Annotated in this window: 17 protein-coding genes and 2 tRNA genes; 7 read left to right on the forward strand and 12 right to left on the reverse strand. The window is 73.4% G+C overall.

Annotation, left to right across the window (positions count from 1 at the left end; genetic code table 11):
* Positions 1-33: 33 nt before the first annotated feature.
* Both CCO04_RS07645 and CCO04_RS07650 read left to right on the forward strand, forming a co-directional pair.
* Entirely contained in the window at positions 34-1,044 is a 1,011-nt protein-coding gene (locus CCO04_RS07645) for an adenosine deaminase (protein ID WP_308281148.1), read from the forward strand.
* A 142-nt stretch (positions 1,045-1,186) separates the two neighbouring features.
* Positions 1,187-1,468: a DUF4190 domain-containing protein gene (locus CCO04_RS07650; protein ID WP_215813510.1), complete on the forward strand. Its 282-nt coding sequence runs from the start codon at positions 1,187-1,189 to the stop codon at positions 1,466-1,468.
* A 13-nt stretch (positions 1,469-1,481) separates the two neighbouring features.
* On the opposite strand, the gene CCO04_RS07655 is transcribed toward CCO04_RS07650, so the two are convergent.
* From CCO04_RS07655 to CCO04_RS07705, 11 genes are all read right to left on the reverse strand, one after another.
* Complete coding sequence (locus tag CCO04_RS07655; protein ID WP_215813511.1) at positions 1,482-2,492, reverse strand: hypothetical protein; 1,011 nt, start codon at positions 2,490-2,492, stop codon at positions 1,482-1,484.
* Between the two features lie 107 nt (positions 2,493-2,599).
* Positions 2,600-3,634 (reverse strand): UDP-N-acetylmuramate dehydrogenase, encoded by a 1,035-nt coding sequence (locus tag CCO04_RS07660; protein WP_215813512.1) that lies wholly within the window; start codon positions 3,632-3,634, stop codon positions 2,600-2,602.
* Positions 3,627-4,028: a MaoC/PaaZ C-terminal domain-containing protein gene (locus CCO04_RS07665; protein ID WP_252372842.1), complete on the reverse strand. Its 402-nt coding sequence runs from the start codon at positions 4,026-4,028 to the stop codon at positions 3,627-3,629. Before CCO04_RS07665 ends, CCO04_RS07660 begins: the two co-directional genes overlap by 8 nt.
* On the reverse strand, positions 4,025-4,423 hold the full coding sequence (locus CCO04_RS07670) for a MaoC family dehydratase N-terminal domain-containing protein (RefSeq protein ID WP_215813513.1): 399 nt from the start codon (positions 4,421-4,423) through the stop codon (positions 4,025-4,027). The genes CCO04_RS07665 and CCO04_RS07670 overlap by 4 nt, the downstream gene beginning before the upstream one ends.
* Before the next feature lie 91 nt (positions 4,424-4,514).
* Positions 4,515-4,685, reverse strand: a complete 171-nt coding sequence (gene rpmG / locus CCO04_RS07675) for a 50S ribosomal protein L33 (RefSeq protein ID WP_028654832.1) — start codon at positions 4,683-4,685, stop codon at positions 4,515-4,517.
* A gap of 38 nt (positions 4,686-4,723) precedes the next feature.
* Positions 4,724-4,797: transfer RNA gene (locus CCO04_RS07680), tRNA-Met, on the reverse strand.
* Between the two features lie 70 nt (positions 4,798-4,867).
* Positions 4,868-4,940: transfer RNA gene (locus tag CCO04_RS07685), tRNA-Thr, on the reverse strand.
* 52 nt (positions 4,941-4,992) lie between these two features.
* Positions 4,993-6,390, reverse strand: a complete 1,398-nt coding sequence (locus CCO04_RS07690; RefSeq protein ID WP_215813900.1) for an amidase — start codon at positions 6,388-6,390, stop codon at positions 4,993-4,995.
* A 105-nt stretch (positions 6,391-6,495) separates the two neighbouring features.
* On the reverse strand, positions 6,496-7,203 hold the full coding sequence (locus CCO04_RS07695; RefSeq protein ID WP_215813514.1) for an LrgB family protein: 708 nt from the start codon (positions 7,201-7,203) through the stop codon (positions 6,496-6,498).
* Positions 7,200-7,589 (reverse strand): CidA/LrgA family protein, encoded by a 390-nt coding sequence (locus CCO04_RS07700; protein WP_215813515.1) that lies wholly within the window; start codon positions 7,587-7,589, stop codon positions 7,200-7,202. Before CCO04_RS07700 ends, CCO04_RS07695 begins: the two co-directional genes overlap by 4 nt.
* Complete coding sequence (locus CCO04_RS07705) at positions 7,586-8,587, reverse strand: pirin family protein (RefSeq protein ID WP_215813516.1); 1,002 nt, start codon at positions 8,585-8,587, stop codon at positions 7,586-7,588. The genes CCO04_RS07700 and CCO04_RS07705 overlap by 4 nt, the downstream gene beginning before the upstream one ends.
* A gap of 70 nt (positions 8,588-8,657) precedes the next feature.
* Here CCO04_RS07705 and CCO04_RS07710 point away from each other — a divergent pair, with 70 nt between their 5' ends.
* Positions 8,658-9,773 carry a glycosyltransferase gene (locus tag CCO04_RS07710; protein ID WP_308281149.1) on the forward strand — a complete coding sequence of 372 codons (1,116 nt, stop codon included), beginning with the start codon at positions 8,658-8,660 and terminating at the stop codon, positions 9,771-9,773.
* Here the strand turns inward: CCO04_RS07710 and mptB are convergent.
* Entirely contained in the window at positions 9,763-11,298 is a 1,536-nt protein-coding gene (mptB, locus tag CCO04_RS07715; RefSeq protein ID WP_215813518.1) for a polyprenol phosphomannose-dependent alpha 1,6 mannosyltransferase MptB, read from the reverse strand. The two genes, CCO04_RS07710 and mptB, sit on opposite strands and share 11 nt — an antisense overlap.
* Positions 11,299-11,461: 163 nt before the next feature.
* Between mptB and CCO04_RS07720 the strand changes: the two genes are divergently transcribed.
* The 4 genes from CCO04_RS07720 to CCO04_RS07735 all read left to right on the forward strand — a co-directional run bounded on the left by CCO04_RS07720 (position 11,462) and on the right by CCO04_RS07735 (position 16,252).
* On the forward strand, positions 11,462-12,079 hold the full coding sequence (locus tag CCO04_RS07720) for an RDD family protein (protein ID WP_215813519.1): 618 nt from the start codon (positions 11,462-11,464) through the stop codon (positions 12,077-12,079).
* A gap of 103 nt (positions 12,080-12,182) precedes the next feature.
* Entirely contained in the window at positions 12,183-12,662 is a 480-nt protein-coding gene (locus CCO04_RS07725; RefSeq protein WP_215813520.1) for a nitroreductase family deazaflavin-dependent oxidoreductase, read from the forward strand.
* Positions 12,663-12,689: 27 nt separating this feature from the next.
* A complete protein-coding gene (locus CCO04_RS07730) occupies positions 12,690-15,239 on the forward strand; it encodes an AMP-binding protein (protein WP_308281150.1) in 2,550 nt (849 codons plus the stop codon).
* Positions 15,236-16,252, forward strand: a complete 1,017-nt coding sequence (locus tag CCO04_RS07735) for an iron ABC transporter substrate-binding protein (protein ID WP_252372843.1) — start codon at positions 15,236-15,238, stop codon at positions 16,250-16,252. Before CCO04_RS07730 ends, CCO04_RS07735 begins: the two co-directional genes overlap by 4 nt.
* Positions 16,253-16,293: the final 41 nt, after the last annotated feature.

Below are 16,293 nucleotides of genomic sequence, written 5' to 3' on the forward strand. Positions count from 1 at the left end.
CGACGTTACAGCGGCGCCCCCTACGATGGCGCCGTGCGGGATCTCCAGGCGTTGCCCAAGGCGCACCTCCACCTGCACTTCACCGGCTCGATGCGGCACGCCACGCTCCTCGAGCTCGCCGAGCGCGACGGCATCCACCTGCCCGACGCGCTCGTCTCCGAGTGGCCCCCGCACCTGACGGCCGCCGACGAGAAGGGCTGGTTCCGCTTCCAGCGCCTCTACGACGTCGCCCGCTCCGTGCTCCGCACCGAGGACGACGTACGACGGCTCGTGCGCGAGGCCGCCGAGGACGACGTCGCCGACGGCGGTCGCTGGCTCGAGATCCAGGTCGACCCCAGCGGCTACGGCGCCCGTTTCGGCGGGATCAGCGCCTTCACCGACCTGGTCCTCGACGCGGTCCGCGACGCCTCCGAGCGCACCGGCCTCGGCATCGCCGTCGTCATCGCCGCCAACCGCACCCGCCACCCGCTCGACGCGCGGACCCTGGCCCGCCTCGCCGGTCAGTACGCCGGACGCGGCGTGGTCGGCTTCGGGCTCTCCAACGACGAGCGCCGCGGCCGTACCTCCGACTTCGCCGGCGCCTTCGCGATCGCCGAGCGCGCCGGCCTCCTGCTCGCGCCCCACGGCGGCGAGCTGCGCGGGCCCGAGCACATCCGGGTCTGCCTCGACTCGCTCCACGCCGACCGCCTCGGCCACGGCGTCCGCGCCGCCGAGGACCCCGACCTCCTCGCCCGGATCGTCGACGCCGGCGTCGCCCTCGAGGTCTGCCCCGTCTCCAACGTCGCCCTCGGCGTCTACTCCGACCTCACCTCGGTGCCACTCCCGACGCTCCTCGACGCGGGCGCCACCGTCGCCCTCGGCGCCGACGACCCGCTGCTGTTCGGTTCCCGCCTGGCCGGCCAGTACGCCACCATGCGCGCCGCCCACGACCTCGGCGACGACCGCCTCGCCGAGCTCGCCCGGATGTCCTTCCGCGCCAGCCGCGCCCCCCAGGAGGTCGTCGCCGCGGCCCTGGCCGACATCGACGCCTGGCTCGGGGCGTAGCGCTACCACCCGGCGGGCAGGATGGCCCCATGAGCGGCCTGTCCTACGAGCCCTACCGCGCGCCGGCCTTCGGCCACGCGGTGCCTGAGGGCGGAGCGACGTACCGGATCGCGAGCACGCACCCCAGGCCGTCACGGCCCTGGTGTTCGCCGTCGTCGGGATGGTCGGCGTCCTGCTGACGCCGTTCACGATCGTCTCGTTCGCGGCGGCGATCTGCTCCCCCATCGCGATCCGCACCGCGCTGCGCGCCCGGCGTTCGATCCGGAACAACCCGGAGGCCCACCGCGGCGCCGGGATCGCGACCGCCGCCCTCGTCACCGGCATCGCCGGAACCGTGCTCGCGGCGTTGCTGATGCTGGCGGTGGTCGCCGTCCTGGCGGCCGTGGTGGGCCTGGTCGCGTGGGTGGTCTCCGCGATCCTCTAGGGGGTCAGGGGCGTCAGCTGCAGGGAAGGTAGGACCGGCTCACGGTCAGCCGCTTCCCGTCCTTGAGCGTGATCCGGGCCGCGACGGTGGCCGACGACGCCGCCGGCGCGCGCAGCACGAGCGAACGCTTCCGGAGCTGCTGGCCGCGCAGGGTCGCGGCCGGGCGGCCGTTGACGCTGACCTGGATGCGCTGGGCCCGCTTCGCGGCCTTCTTGGCGATGCCGACGGTGACGGTGCCGGCCGGGCAGGACCGCGCGCCGGGAGCGACGTACGAGCGGCCGGTGCCGGTCACCGGGGAGGCGTCCCCGAGCGGCCGGAGCGCGATCACGAGGCGGACGTCGAGCGAGCTCACCCGGTGGCCAGGCTCGCTCCCCTGGGCAGAGAGCCAGGCCTCGTAGTCCAGGTCGACGGTCCCCGCGGGCAGGAACGCGGTGATCGTGGCGGTGCCCCGCCCGGTGCGGACGAGGCGCGTCTCGCTCTCGGCCGTGTCGAGACGAACATCGGCCCCCATGTCTCCGTGCGCGCCCGATCCTGTGGCGACGAGGGTGATCGTGGCCCACATCGGACGGGCGAGGGCGAAGGAGCCGTCCAGGTTGCTGTCGGCGTCGGCCAGGCCGTTGCACGCCGTCGTGGCGGGCAGCACCGGGATCGCGCTGGCCGCCAGCGAGGACGTCACCGTGATCGTCGCGGGCCCGGTCCGGATCGGCGTCGCGACGACGGCGGTCGCCGCCTTGACGCTGGCGTTCGTGACGTCCGTGGGCGTGGGGCCGGTGATCTTGCCCGCGACGGCGTAGGAGTCGCGGACGGTCTTTCCGTTGTCGGCCCAGGTCGGGGTGTCGAACGTCTGCGACCCGCCGCTCCCGGTGCACCCGCTGTTGGAGTCGCGGTAGCTCCCGCTGGACGAGAGGCGGCCCTCAGCCGCTGCCGCCCGTGCGGGCGCAGGGACGAGGGCGGTGCCCGAGAGGACGAGGGCGCTGAGGCACAGCGCGGCCAAGCCGCGCCGCACGAGGTGCGGGTGGTTCATGAGGTGGAGTCACTCCTGAGATCGTGATGGGGGGGTGACTCGACGCTAGGCGCGGTGCGGGCGGCGTACCGGCGGCTTGGGGGATTCTTTACGCAGCGCGCCACTTCTCAGAGCGCGCAGCCGATCAGCACAGGCTCGTTGACCAGGTCGATCCCGAACCGCGCCGCCACCCCGTCGCGCACCTCGCGCGCCAGCGCCAGGAGCTCGTCCGTGCTGGCGCCGCCGCGGTTGGTCAGTGCGAGCGTGTGCTTGGTCGACAGCGAGACCCGGGCGCCGGGGCGGTCGAGGCCGAAGCCCTTGCCGAAGCCGGCGTGCTCGATGAGCCAGGCCGCGCTGGTCTTCACGCCCCCGTCCCCCTGCGGGTACGACGGCGCCCCGTCCGGCACCCGTGCCGGGTCGACGATCGGGTTGGTGAAGAAGGAGCCCGCGCTCCAGGTGTCGTGGTCGGCGGCGTCGAGGACCATGCCCTTGCCGCGGCGCAGGCCGAGGACCGCCGTACGGACGTCGGCGAGGGGGGCGCGCTCGCCCACCGCGACGCCGAGGGTGCGGGCGAGCTCGGCGTACCCGACCGGCGCGGACAGCTCGTCCTGCGGCAGGCGGAAGGTGACGTCGAGGACGAGGTGGCGGCCGGCGTCGGCCTTGAACCGCGAGTGGCGGTAGCCGAAGCGGCACTCCTCGGCGGTGAAGACCCGCTCGCCGCAGAGCATCCGGTCCCACACGCGCACCCGGGCGATCGTCTGGGCGACCTCCTGGCCGTAGGCGCCGACGTTCTGGATCGGCGTCGCGCCGACGGTCCCCGGGATGCCGGAGAGCGCCTCGATGCCCGACCAGCCCTCGGCGACGGCGCGCGCGACGAAGTCGTCCCACGGCTCGCCGGCCGCGACGGTCACCTCCCCAACGCCGGAGCCGGCGTCGGGGGCGACGTCGATCCCGCGGGAGGTGAGGTGCACGACCGTGCCCACGAAGCCCGCGTCGGCCACGACGAGGTTGCTGCCGCCGCCGACCAGGAGCACCGCGTCGCCGGCGGCGTCGGCCGCGGTCACCGCGGCGACGAGCGTCGCGGCGTCCGGGGCGGCGACGTACCGCTCCCCCGGGCCGCCCAGGCGCAGCGTCGTGAGGTCCGCGAGGGACGGGTCAGGCACGGACCGAGACCTTGGGCGCGCCCAGCACCTTGGTGCCGTCGCTGGTGATCTCGAGGGCGAGCGTGAGCAGGCCGGCGTCGTTGCGCTCGCCGACGGTCCCGGCCACGGTCACCCGCGCCGCCCCCTCAGCCGGTACGACGACCGGCGCGACGAACTTCGCCCCGAGCTCGACGACCTCGGCATCGCCGGTCCACTCGCGGACCGCGCGGCCCACGAGCGCCAGCGTGTACATGCCGTGCGCGATGACCCCCGGCAGCCCGACCGCGAGCGCGATCGACTCGTCCTGGTGGATCGGGTTGTGGTCCCCGCTCGCGTGGGCGTAGGCGACCAGGTCGGCCCGGGTGATCTCGTAGGTGCGCGCCTCGAGGACGGCGCCCGGCGTCAGGTCGCTCATGCGGCACCTCCACGGTGGACGAGGGTGGCGGTCGCCGTGCAGACGAGGGCGCCGGTGGCGTCGGTGATCTCGCTGGCGGTCGCGACGATGTCGTTGCCGCCGATCGACCGCACCCCGGTCACGGTCAGCGTCGCGGTGAGCGCGTCGCCGACGACGACCGGACGCTCGTACCGGAACCGCTGGTCGCCGTGCACGATCCGGGACAGCTCGACCTGCTCGGCGGCGAGGAAGTCCTGGAGGGCGGCGAAGGTGACCACGATGGGGAAGGTCGGCGGGACGGCACCCCCGGCGCTGCCGCCGACGGCCGCCGCGAAGGCCGAGACGGCCTCCTCGGTGACGGCCAGGGGCTGCGTCGCGGGGAAGGCACGTCCGACCAGAGAGGCGTCGATCGGCATACGGCCCACCCTATCGAGCCCTGAGAACGACGACAGCCCGCCTCCCCTGCCGGGGAAGCGGGCTGTCGGAGCGCTCGTACGAGCGCTGGGTTCAGCGGGTCTCGCGGTGCGCGGTGTGCTTGCGGCAGCGCGGGCAGAACTTCGACAGCTCGATGCGGTCGGGGTCGTTGCGCCGGTTCTTCTTGGTGATGTAGTTGCGCTCCTTGCAGTCCACGCACGCGAGCGTGATCTTGGGGCGAACGTCACTGCTCTTGCTGGCCACAGGAAGTCCTTCGTCGATGGTGGTGGTGCGGTACTCGGTAGCGGGAACGGGGATCGAACCCGTGACCTCACGATTATGAGTCGTGCGCTCTAACCGTCTGAGCTATCCCGCCACGTGAGGAGGGCGCCCTCCGCGCTTCCCGCCCGGATCCGGGCGGGTCGTGCGGCGGCGCCCCATCTCAGAGCCCCTTTACGGAATCGAACCGTAGACCTTCTCCTTACCATGGAGACGCTCTGCCGACTGAGCTAAAGGGGCAACGCCGCTGAACGATACACGCGTGCCGAGGCCGTACGAAATCGGCGGCCCCTCAGCCCTGGATCCGGTCGAAGGGGCGGGCCTGCTCCAGCTCGTACGCCAGCTCGATCAGCAGTGCCTCCTGCCCCGGCGCGGCCCCGAACATCATCCCCTGGGGCAGCCCGCCGGAGGTGGTGGCGAGCGGGAGGGAGATCGCCGGGGCACCGGTGATGTTCTGCCAGGGCGTGAAGGCGACCCAGTCGAGGAGCCGGTCCATGATCGTCTCGTAGTCCTGGGTCGGGTCGAGGTGGCCGATCTTGGGGGTCGCGGTGGCGAGGGTCGGGGTGAGCGCGATGTCGTACTTCTCGTGGTAGAGCTCGGCCTGGGCCGCGGTCCGCTTGAGGCGGGTGATGGCGGTGGGCAGCTTGTGCAGGTTGCGACGGGCGTGACGGGCGAGGCCCAAGGTGAGGTTGTCGTGCTTCGAGCGGTCCCAGGTGCGGCCGTGGAAGGGCCGGCCCGTGGTCAACATCACCTGCGCGAGGAACGACCAGTAGAGCAGGAAGTCGTCGGCGAACGACGGTCCGACGGGGACCTCGGACTCGATGACGGTGTGCCCGAGGCTCTCCAGGAGGGCCGCGGTCTGCTCGGTGAGGGCCTTGGTCTCGGCGTCCGCGCCGCGACTGACGCCGCTGGTGTTGAGCGCGACCCGCAGCCGGCGCTTGATGGGGCGGGTGAGGTCGCCGATGGGCGGCAGCTCGAGGTTGCGGTGGAGCCGCTCGGCCTCGCGGTAGAACGCGGCCGTGTCGCGCACCGAGCGGGTGACGACGCCGTCGGAGACGATCCGGATCGGCATGTCGCGGAACAGCTTGTCCTGGGCCAGCCGGTTGCGGGTGGGCTTGAGGCCGACCAGGCCGTTGACCGCGGCCGGGATCCGGATCGAGCCGCCGCCGTCGTTCGCGTGGGCGATCGGTACGGCGCCCGCGGCCACCAGCGCCGCGGAGCCCGAGCTCGAGGCACCCGCGGTCCGCTCGGTGTCCCACGGCGACCGTACGGCGCCCAGACGCGGGTGCTCCGCGGAGGCGCTGAAGCCGTACTCCGAGAGCTGGCTCTTGCCGAGCGCGACCAGCCCGGTCCCGAGGTACATGTCGGCGAAGTCGCCGTTCTTCTTCGCCGGCCGCGGCTCCCACGCGTCCGTGCCGGAGCGGGTGGGCATGCCGCCGACGTCGACGTTGTCCTTGACCAGCGTCGGTACGCCGGACAGGAAGCCCGGACGCGGACGGCGGGCGCCGGCGCGGGCCTGGTCGAAGGCCGGGTGGGCCAGCGCGTTGAGGTCGCCGTTGACCGCCTCCACGCGCGCGATCGCGGCCGTGACGGCCTCGTCGGGGGAGAGCTTGCCGGCGGCGAGGTGTTCGGCCAGGCCGACCGCGTCGAGGTCTCCGAGGGCATCGTCGGTGAAGGCGTGCACGCGCATGCCGGTCACGCTAGCGCTTCCTCAGGGTGCCGAACGTCCGACCAGGGTCGTAATCTCGCGGCTGTCTCGGACGCCGCGAAAGCGCCCAGGGACGCCGCCAGATGCTCAGAAGAGCACCAGTGCGAGCACCGGGACCAGCAGGCTGATCGCCAGCGCGGACAGGCCCATCGCGAGGCCCGCGAAGGCCCCCTCGGTCTCGTCCTCGCGCAGCATCCGGGAGGCGCCGATGCCGTGCGAGACCGCCCCGACGGCCAGCCCGCGGGCACGCCGGTCCCGGATGCGCAGCAGGTTGAGCACGGCCGGCGCGGTGATCGCGCTGACGATGCCGATCGAGATCGCGAAGACCGCGGCGAGCGGCGGGATCCCGCCCAGGGACTGGGTGAGCGCGATGGCGACCGGGGTCGTGGCGGCCTTGGCGGAGAGCGTCTTCTCCAGCTGCTCGTCCGCGCCGAGGGCGCGCGCGATGAGGACGGCGGTGACGATCGAGGTGGCCGCGCCGACGAAGATCGCCACCAGCAGCGGTACGACGAACCCCTTGAGCCGGTCGGCCTGCCGGTGCAGCGGGATCGCCAGCGCCACGGTCGCCGGCCCGAGCCAGAACGCGATCAGCTCGGTCGCACTGCGGTAGTCGGTGTAGTCGACGTCGAGCACCGTGATCGCCAGTCCGGCCGCGGCGATCGCGGGCAGCACGGGCTGGGCCAGCGCATGCCCGCCGGTACGACGCTGGAGCCAGCGCCCCGCCTGGTACCCGCCGAGCGTGATCAGCAGCAGCACCACCGGCGAGCGGGCCAGGTCGAGCAGGTCGTCCCTCACGACGCCTCCTCCCGCGCCCCGCCGCCGAGATCGTCGCGCGGCTTGCCCAGCAGGCGCTCCAGCCCGACCGCGGTCCACCCCACGACGGCGAGCCCGATCAGCCAGGAGCCCAGCAGGGACGCGGCGATCGGCAGCGCGTGGTCGCGCAGCATCCCGAGGTAGACGACGATCCCGACGCCCGCCGGCACGAAGAACAGCTGCAGGTGGCGCAGCAGCGCCGAGCCGGCGCGGACGATGGAGCCGTCGTCGCCGTACCGGCGCACGCGCAGGAAGACGAACAGCAGCAGCATCCCGACGACCGGCCCGGGCACGGTGATGTCGAGGACCCGGACGATCGCCTCCCCCAGCACCTGGAAGGCGAGCAGCCAGGTGAGCCCGGCGATCACCGGCGTTCGCGGAGGCGCGCGTTGGGCAGCCCGGGTGCGGGGATCGGCGCCAGCGCCTGGTCCGGTACGACGCCGAAGCGCCCCGGCGCCACCTGCCGGCCGTCCGGCAGCACCTCGCCGCTCGCGGGGTCGGTGATCTGGGTCTGCCAGGCCTCGCGGTAGGCGACGATCTCGTCGTGGGTGCGCCCCACGAAGTTCCACCACATCACGATGGCCTCGCCGAACGGCGGTCCGCCGAGGACGAGCAGGCGGGCGCCCTCGTCGCCGGCGACGAGCACCACCTCGTCGGCACCGGTGGGCACGTAGGCGAGGTCGGCGGACCGGGCGGCGACCCCGGCGACGGTGACGCTGCCGAGGTCGACCAGCACCCCGTGCTCGTACGACGCGTCGAGCGGCAGGCGGAGCGTCGTCCCGGGGTCGAGCACGAGCTCGGCACCCAGCAGCGGCGTGAACGTGCGCACCGGCGAGCTGTCGCCGAGCAGCGACCCGAGGAAGACGCGGGCGCGCCAGCCCTCGCCGCTGGTCTCGTCCGGCGCGTAGTGCTCGAAGCCCGGGTCGGTCTCGCGGTCGGCCGCGGGCAGCGCCACCCAGAGCTGGGCGCCGTGGAGCACGGTCGTCCCGGGCGTCGACACCTCGGAGTGGCTGATCCCCTGACCGGCGGTCATCAGGTTGACCTCGCCGGGACGCACCATCGCGACATTGCCCGCACTGTCGCGGTGCTCGATCTCGCCGGTGAACAGCCAGCTGACCGTCTGCAGCCCGGTGTGGGGGTGCGGCGCGACGACCATGCCGCCGCTCTCGCTGACCAGGTCGGGACCGTAGTGGTCGAGGAAGCACCAGGCGCCGATGAGCGAGCGGTGACGCTGGGGCAGCGTGCGTCGTACCGGCATCGCACGGGGGCCGCCGAGCGGCACCTCGCGCGGCTCCATCAGCTCCACGCCGGCGGCCTGCCGGCTCTCGCAGACCACTTCGTCGGGCCGGGCGTCCGGGTTGCTCATGCCCTCATCCTTCCGCGCCCGTCAACCGTGCGGTGGGCGAGGGTTCACCCGTCGGCGCAAGGGTGTCCCCGTGCGGATCGCCCAGCTTGCCAACTTCGTCGGGGCGACGTCGGGAGGCATGCGGACTGCGATCGAGCAGCTCGGCCGCGGGTACGTCGCTGCGGGCGCGGAGCGTCTCCTCGTCATCCCCGGCCCCGTCGACGCCGTCCGTACGACGGCGCTCGGCGACGTCGTCCAGGTGCGGGCGCCGCGGGTGGGCGGCGGCTACCGGCTGATCGTCGAGCCGTGGCGCGTCACCGAGGCCCTCGAGCGCTTCGGCCCGACCAGCGTGGAGTGGAGCGACAAGCTCACCCTGCTGCCGGTCGCCTGGTGGGCGCGGCGCAACGGCGTCCGCTCGGTGCTGCTCTCCCACGAGCGGATGGGCGACATGTTCGCGATGCGCACCGGCCTCGACACCACCTCCAAGGTCTCGATCGGCGTGCTCAACCGGGTGCTGGTGCGCAGCTTCGACACGGTCGTCGTCACGTCCGCCTATGCCGAGGGCGAGTTCCGCGCGGTCGCGGACGCGGCCGGCTGCCCGATCGAGCGGGTGCCGCTCGGCGTGGACCTCGACACCTTCGTGCCCTCCTCGTTCCGCCATCCCGGCGACGGCGTCCTGCGGCTGGTGCACGCCGGCCGGCTCTCGCGGGAGAAGTCCCCGCACCTCGCCGTCGCGACCGCCGTCGAGCTGCACCGGCGCGGGATCCCGCTGCGCCTCGACGTCTACGGCGAGGGCCCGCACCGCGACGAGCTCGAGGCCCTCGCGGGCGAGGCGCCCGTCCACTTCCACGGGTACGTCGACGGCCGGGCCGCGCTGCGCGACCGGCTCGCCGCCGCGGACGTCTCGCTGTCGGTGTGCCCCGGCGAGACCTTCGGCCTGGCGGTGCTCGAGGCCCTCGCGTGCGGCACTCCCGTCGTCACCGCCGACCGCGGCGGCGCCCGCGAGCTCGTCGACGCGCGGTGCGGCGCCTGGGGCGCTCCGGAGCCCGCAGCCCTGGCCGACGCGGTGCTGCGGCTGCTCGCGCGGCCCGAGGCCGAGCGTCGTACGGCGGCGCGGCGGCGGGCCGAGCAGTTCGGCTGGGACCGCACCGTCGCCCGGATGCTCGCGCTGCACGCCGGCGACCGGGTCGGCGTGCTCAGCGCCTGAGCGCGAGCTCCTCGGCACCCTCGGCCTCCCCGGCGGTCTCCGGCGCCAGCGGAGCGACGATCCGGCCCAGCCGCTCGCGTGCGGTCCGGGTGAGCAGCAGCACCGGGAGCAGCAATGCGACGGTCATGCAGCCGATCACGATCGCGTAGTACGCACCGTGCAGCGACGAGTCGAGCGGCGCCACCAGCCCGAGCAGCACCGACACCGCGACGAAGGCGCCCGTGCCGTAGCGCGGCAGCCGCTGCGCGGCCAGGAACGGCGGCAGCAGCAGGAAGTACCAGAGGTGCACGACCGGCGAGAGGACGACGAAGGCGCCGCCCACGGTCGCCACCGCCGCGATCGCCGTACGCCGTGAGCCGGTGTCCCAGCGCAGCGCGACCCACGCACCGATGCCCGCGGCGGTGAGCAGTCCCAGCGCGCGCACGACGTCCCGGAAGAACGCGGGTCCGGTGCCCAGCCCCAGGTGCAGCGCGAACCAGTCGAGCACCCCACCGACCAGGGTGGTCGCCGACAAGGGGGTGTTCACCTCGCCCGGGACGGTGAGCGCGTGCAGCCAGCCGTTGCCGAGCCCGGTCACGACGCCGAGGCCGACGAGGGTGCCGACCGAGACCGCCGCGACCGCGACCAGGCGGCGCAACCGCGGCAGGATCGCGGCGCCGACGGGCAGCGAGACGAGCACGATCCCCACGCAGACCAGGCCTCCGGGCACCTTGACCCCGGCGGCCGTCCCGGCGAGCACGGCACCCCACACCCAGCCGCGCTCGACCGCGACGACGAGCGCCGCCGCCATCAGGCCCACCATCAGCAGGTCGTTGTGCAGCCCCGCGACACCGTTGGCCATCATCAGCGGCGACACGATCACCAGCGCGGTCGCCATCGCGGGATTCACGCCGCCCCACGCGGCGAGCCGCGGCACCGCCCAGGCCAGCAGGGCGAGTCCGACGAGGGCGAAGCACCGGTGCGCGACGACCAGCACCCACGGGTTGCCGGTCAGGTTGGCGGCGAGCCCGCCGAGGAACACCGGCACCGGCCCGTACGGCGTCGCCGTGTCCCACCACAGCGGGTCGACGGCCTGCACGATCGGCGGACCCGTCAACCAGCCCGGCAGCGGCACGAACGTCTCCGGCGCCAACGCCCCCGGTCCCCACCGGTACGGCGACAGCCCGACGTCGGCGAGCATCCCCTGGGCGGCGTACGACCAGCCGTCGCGGGAGAACAGCGGAGGCGCCAGCAGCAGCGGAGCGGTCCAGACCAGTGCGGCCAGGCGGACGAGCGCCACCCCCGCCCGCGGATCGCCGGTCTCGCGCTCGCCGACGGCCACCGTCCGGCACAGCCGCAACCAGGCGTTGGCGAGCAGCCCCAGACCCACCAGGACGACCACCAGACCGGCCATCCGGCCGATCTCCAGCCCCCGAACCGTCTCCAGCGGCACGAATCGCAGCACCGGCGTCGAGACAGGCAGCGTCGCGGTCACCAGCCCTCCGAGCAGGACGAGCACGCTGCCGAGCGTTCCGCGAGCGATCACGGCTCGCACCGTAGGCAGCCGGGACGTCGCCCGAAGGTCACCCGGTTGAACTGCCGGTCAACGGGGCAAGAACGCCCTAACGCCTGCTCGGAGGCGCTTTTCAGCACTACTGTGCAGTCATCCCCCGGTGCATTGCGAGCACCGACGACTTCGAGGAGAAAGCATGTCGTACAACGAGCCGCCCCCGCCGCCCCCGGGAGGTCCGGGCGCTCCGCCTCCGCCCCCGCCGGGTGGCTACGGCGGTCCGCCGCCCCAGCCGGGTCCGGGTGGGTACGGCGCCGCTCCGGCAGGCGTTCCGCGTCCGGGCGAGCTGCTCAACCGGTTCCTCGCGCGGCTGATCGACCACGTCCTGCTGGGTGTCGTCTTCGGCATCCTCTGGGGTGTGCTGTCGGCGATCTTCCTGACCGGCTTCACCTACTCGACCGGTGAGTGGTTCCTCTTCTACCTCTTCCTGTCGGTGCTCTCGGTGGCCGTCAACCTCGCCTACTTCGGGGTGATGGAGTCCAGCCGCGGCCAGACCGTCGGCAAGATGCTGCTCAAGCTGCGCACCTACGGCCCGGACGGCGTCTCGAACCCGACCATGGAGCAGGCCCTCAAGCGCAACGGCTACCTCGCGCTCAACGTGATCAGCGTCATCCCGTTCATCGGCCCGCTCATCGCCGGTCTCGCCGGGATCGCGTCGATGGTCTACATCGCGGTGACGCTCAACGGCGACGTGCCCAACCACCAGGGCTGGCACGACAAGTTCGCCGGCGGCACCCGCGTCATGCAGGTCGGCTGACCCGCACCGCACCGCACCCGCACCACCGGCGAGGCGCCCTCCGCACGGAGGGCGCCTCGTCGCATTTGCGGCCAACTCCGAGAACACGTTCTAGGGTGCGCGCATGGGTCTGTTCACGCCGATCGCGATCAAGCTCGGCTCCCAGCCGTGGATGCCGAAGCTGCTCCCCCAGATCACCTGGACCGACCAGCGCCTCCAGCGCCTGACCGGACGGCGCGTGAGCCTGGTCGGACTGGCCGGGCTGCCGAGCCTGCTGCTCACCGTCCAGGGCCGCAAGAGCGGCATCCCGCGCTCCACGCCGCTGCTGTGCGTCCCGTGGCAGGGCGGCTGGCTGATCGCCGGCTCGTCGTTCGGTGCCCCGAAGCCGCCGGTCTGGTCGGCCAACCTGCGCGCGGCCGAGACCGTCGAGGTCGACTACCACCGCCGGCACCACACCTGCACGTGGCGCGAGGTCACCGGCGCTGAGAAGGACCGGGTGTGGGCGCACATGGTCACGGTGTGGCCCAACTACGACAAGTACACCGAGTGGACCGACCGGGTGATCCCGGTCTTCCTGCTCACCCCTCAGGCGAAGAACCACTAAGGGCAGCCTTGCTTTAGTGTTCGCCCTGTGGGGGAAGGGACGACGAGCGCGCGCAGCGCCCCGGTCGCGGCGGCAGGCATCGCCGACGGCCTCGCGCGCCACGGCGACCGCCCCGCGCTCCGCACCACCACCAGCACCCTCTCGTACGCCGAGCTCGACCGGCTCGTCGCCGCCGAGCGCGCCGCCCTCGACGGCCTCGCGCCGGGCGTGCGCCAGCTGGTCCGGCTGCGCCCCGAGGCCACGGCCGACTTCGTCGTCGGCTGGCTCGCCGCACTGTCCGGCGGGCACGCCACGCTGCTCACCCACGACGACGGCCTGGCCCGCGCCTACGGCGTCTCGGTCGAGCGCGACGGCGACTGGCGCGCGACCGCCGTCCCCGCCCCCGTGCTGCACCCGGACCTGCGCCTGCTGCTGAGCACCTCCGGCTCGACCGGGTCACCCAAGCTGGTCCGGCTCTCGGCCGACAACCTCGACGCCAACGCGACGTCCATCGCGGCCTACCTCGGGCTCACCGCCGACGACGTCGCCCTGACCACGCTGCCGCTCGACTACTGCTACGGCCTGTCGGTGCTCCACAGCCACCTGCTCGCCGGGGCCTCGCTGGTCCTGGACGACCGCTCGGTCACCGACGCCGGTCTGTGGGACCGCGCGCGGGCCGAGGGCGTCACGTCGTTCGCGGGCGTGCCCTACACGTTCGACCTGCTGGGCAGCACCGGCTGGCCGCGGCTGCCCACGCTGCGCCAGGTCACCCAGGCCGGCGGCCGACTCGCGCCGGAGCGGGTCCGCGCGCTGGCCGAGCAGGGCGCGCGCGAGGGCTGGGAGCTCGTCGTCATGTACGGCCAGACCGAGGCGACCGCGCGGATGGCCTACCTGCCGCCGGCGCTCGCCGCCACCCATCCCGGCGCGGTCGGCGTCGCGATCCCCGGCGGTGCGCTGCGGGTCGACCCCGTCGACGGAGCCGGGCCCGGCGTCGGCGAGCTCGTGTACGCCGGACCCAACGTGATGCTGGGCTATGCCGAGTCGCCCGCCGACCTGGCCCGCGGTGCCGAGGTCGACGAGCTGCGCACCGGCGACCTGGCCCGGATCACTCCCGAGGGCCTGGTCGAGATCGTCGGGCGCCGCTCGCGCTTCGCCAAGCTCTTCGGCCAGCGGATCGACCTCGACCGGGTGCAGACCCTCCTCGGCCTCGGCGGGTACGACACCGGGTGCGCCGAGTCCGCCGACGGCCAGCAGCTCGTCGTGGCGGTCCCCGGACGTCCCGACGCGGCGACGCTCGCCGAGGTCGCCGCGGCCGCGGCGTCCGACACCGGGCTGCCCGTGCACGCGATCCGGGTCGTCGCGGTCGACGTACTGCCCCGCCTGGCCAACGGCAAGCTCGACCAGCAGGCCGTCGGCCGACTCGACGCGGTCCCGGTCGTCGAGGCGGCCTCGCCCGAGGACTCCCTCGCCCGGCTCTACGCCCGGGTGCTCGGCCGGGCGCAGGTCGGTCCCGCCGACACCTTCGTCGGTCTCGGCGGCGACTCGCTGTCGTACGTCGAGCTCTCGCTGCGCCTGGAGAGCCGGATCGGCCGGCTCCCCGACGACTGGCAGCGCTGGACGGTCGCCGACCTCGCCGGGCTCGCCGCCCCTCGGCGCTCGCGCTGGGCCCGGGTCGACACGACGATCGTGCTGCGCGCGGTCGCCATCGTGCTCATCGTCGGCTCGCACACCAACCTGTGGGTGCTCGTCGGCGGCGCCCACGTGCTGCTCGCCGTCGCGGGCGCCAACTTCGCCCGCTTCCACCTCGCCGACGAGGGCCCGCGCGACCGGCTCGCCCGGGTCGCCCGTGCGGCCGCGCGGATCGCCGTACCGTCGATGCTCTGGATCGGCGCCGTCGCTCTCGTCACCGGCGCCCCCGGCTGGCGCAGCGTGCTGCTGCTCAACGACGTGCTCGGCCCACGCGGGTGGTCCGAGCCCGACTGGTACTACTGGTTCGTCGAGGTCGTGCTCCTCGCCGCCGTCGGGGCCGGCCTGCTCACCGCGATCCCGTGGGTGATGGCGCTGGAGCGCCGGCACCGCTTCCCCCTCGCCGTGGGCCTGACCGCGGTGGCGCTCGTCCCGCGCTTCTGGGCCACCGCCACGTCGTACGACGGCGACGTGATCCACTCCTCCGTCTTCGTCGCGTGGCTCTTCCTCGGCGGCTGGGCCGCCGCGGTCGCCCGCACGCCCCTCCAGCGCGGGCTCGTCACCGCGCTGCTGCTGGCCGGCGCCTGGGGCTTCACCGGCGACACCCGGCGCGACCTGGTCGTGATGATCGGCGTGACCGCGCTGGTGTGGGTGCCCGCCGTACCGTGGCCGCGCCCGCTCGTCGGGCTCACCGGCACCCTCGCCAGCGCCTCGCTCTTCATCTACCTGACCCACTGGCAGGTCTATCCCCACCTCGAGAACCGCTGGCCGCTGGGCGGCCTGCTCGCCTCGCTCGCCCTCGGGGTCCTCGTCTGGCTGCTCGTCGAGCGCGTCCCGGCCTGGACCCGCCGCCGATCCGACACCCGCGCTCACTACGCTCGCGACCATCACGACCGACAGGAAGCCCGATGAAGAACCGCCTCCTCCGCGCCGGCCTCGGCGTCGCCGCCGCCACCCTGATCATGCCGCTCCTCGCGGCCTGCGGGGGTGACGACGAGCCCACCCTGGTGATCTACAACGCCCAGCACGAGCCGCTCCTCAAGGCGCTCGCGCCCGAGTTCACCAAGGAGACCGGCATCGAGGTCGAGCTCCGCAACGGCAAGGACCTCGAGCTCTCCAACCAGCTCGTCCAGGAGGGCAAGGCCTCGCCGGCCGACATCTTCCTGACCGAGAACTCCCCTGGTATGTCGCAGGTCGAGGCCGCCGGCCTCCTCGACAAGCTCCCGGCCGACCTCGTCGCGCCGATCCCCGAGCAGTACCGCCCCCGCAGCGGCCTGTGGACCGGCTTCGTGGCCCGCTCGACCGTCCTGGTCTACAACACCGACCAGACCGACGAGGCCGCCATGCCGGCGTCGCTGCTCGACCTGGCCAAGCCCGAGTGGAAGGGCAAGATCGCCTTCTCCCCCACCGGTGCGGACTTCCAGGCCATCGTCGCCGCCGTCCTCGACCTCGAGGGCGAGGCCGCGACCAAGACCTGGCTCGAGGGCATCAAGGCCAACGGCAAGGTCTACGACGGCAACAACCTCGTGCTCGAGGCCGTCAACTCCGGCGAGATCGAGGTCGGCATCGTCTACCACTACTACTGGGAGCGCGACCACAAGGAGAGCGGTGACGTCAGCGACCACAGCTCGCAGTACTACTTCTCCAACGGCGACCCCGGTGCCTTCGTCAGCGTCTCCGGCGCCGGCATCCTCAAGTCGAGCGACATGAAGACCGAGGCCCGCAAGTTCATCGAGTTCCTCGTGAACGAGAAGGGCCAGCAGATCCTCGCCGACAGCTACGCGCTGGAGTACCCGCTCAACCCGGCCGTCCAGCTCGAGGGCGTCCAGAAGCCGTTCAGCGAGCTGCAGCCGCCCGCCGTCAACGTCTCCGACCTCGACGCGAAGAAGGTCGTCTCCCTCATGACCGAGGTGGGCTTCCTCTGACCAAGCGCTCTGCGCCCCCGCTGCTGGTCCTCGGGCTGGCG

This window comes from Pimelobacter sp. 30-1 (assembly GCF_018831735.1).
Classification (GTDB): domain Bacteria; phylum Actinomycetota; class Actinomycetes; order Propionibacteriales; family Nocardioidaceae; genus Nocardioides.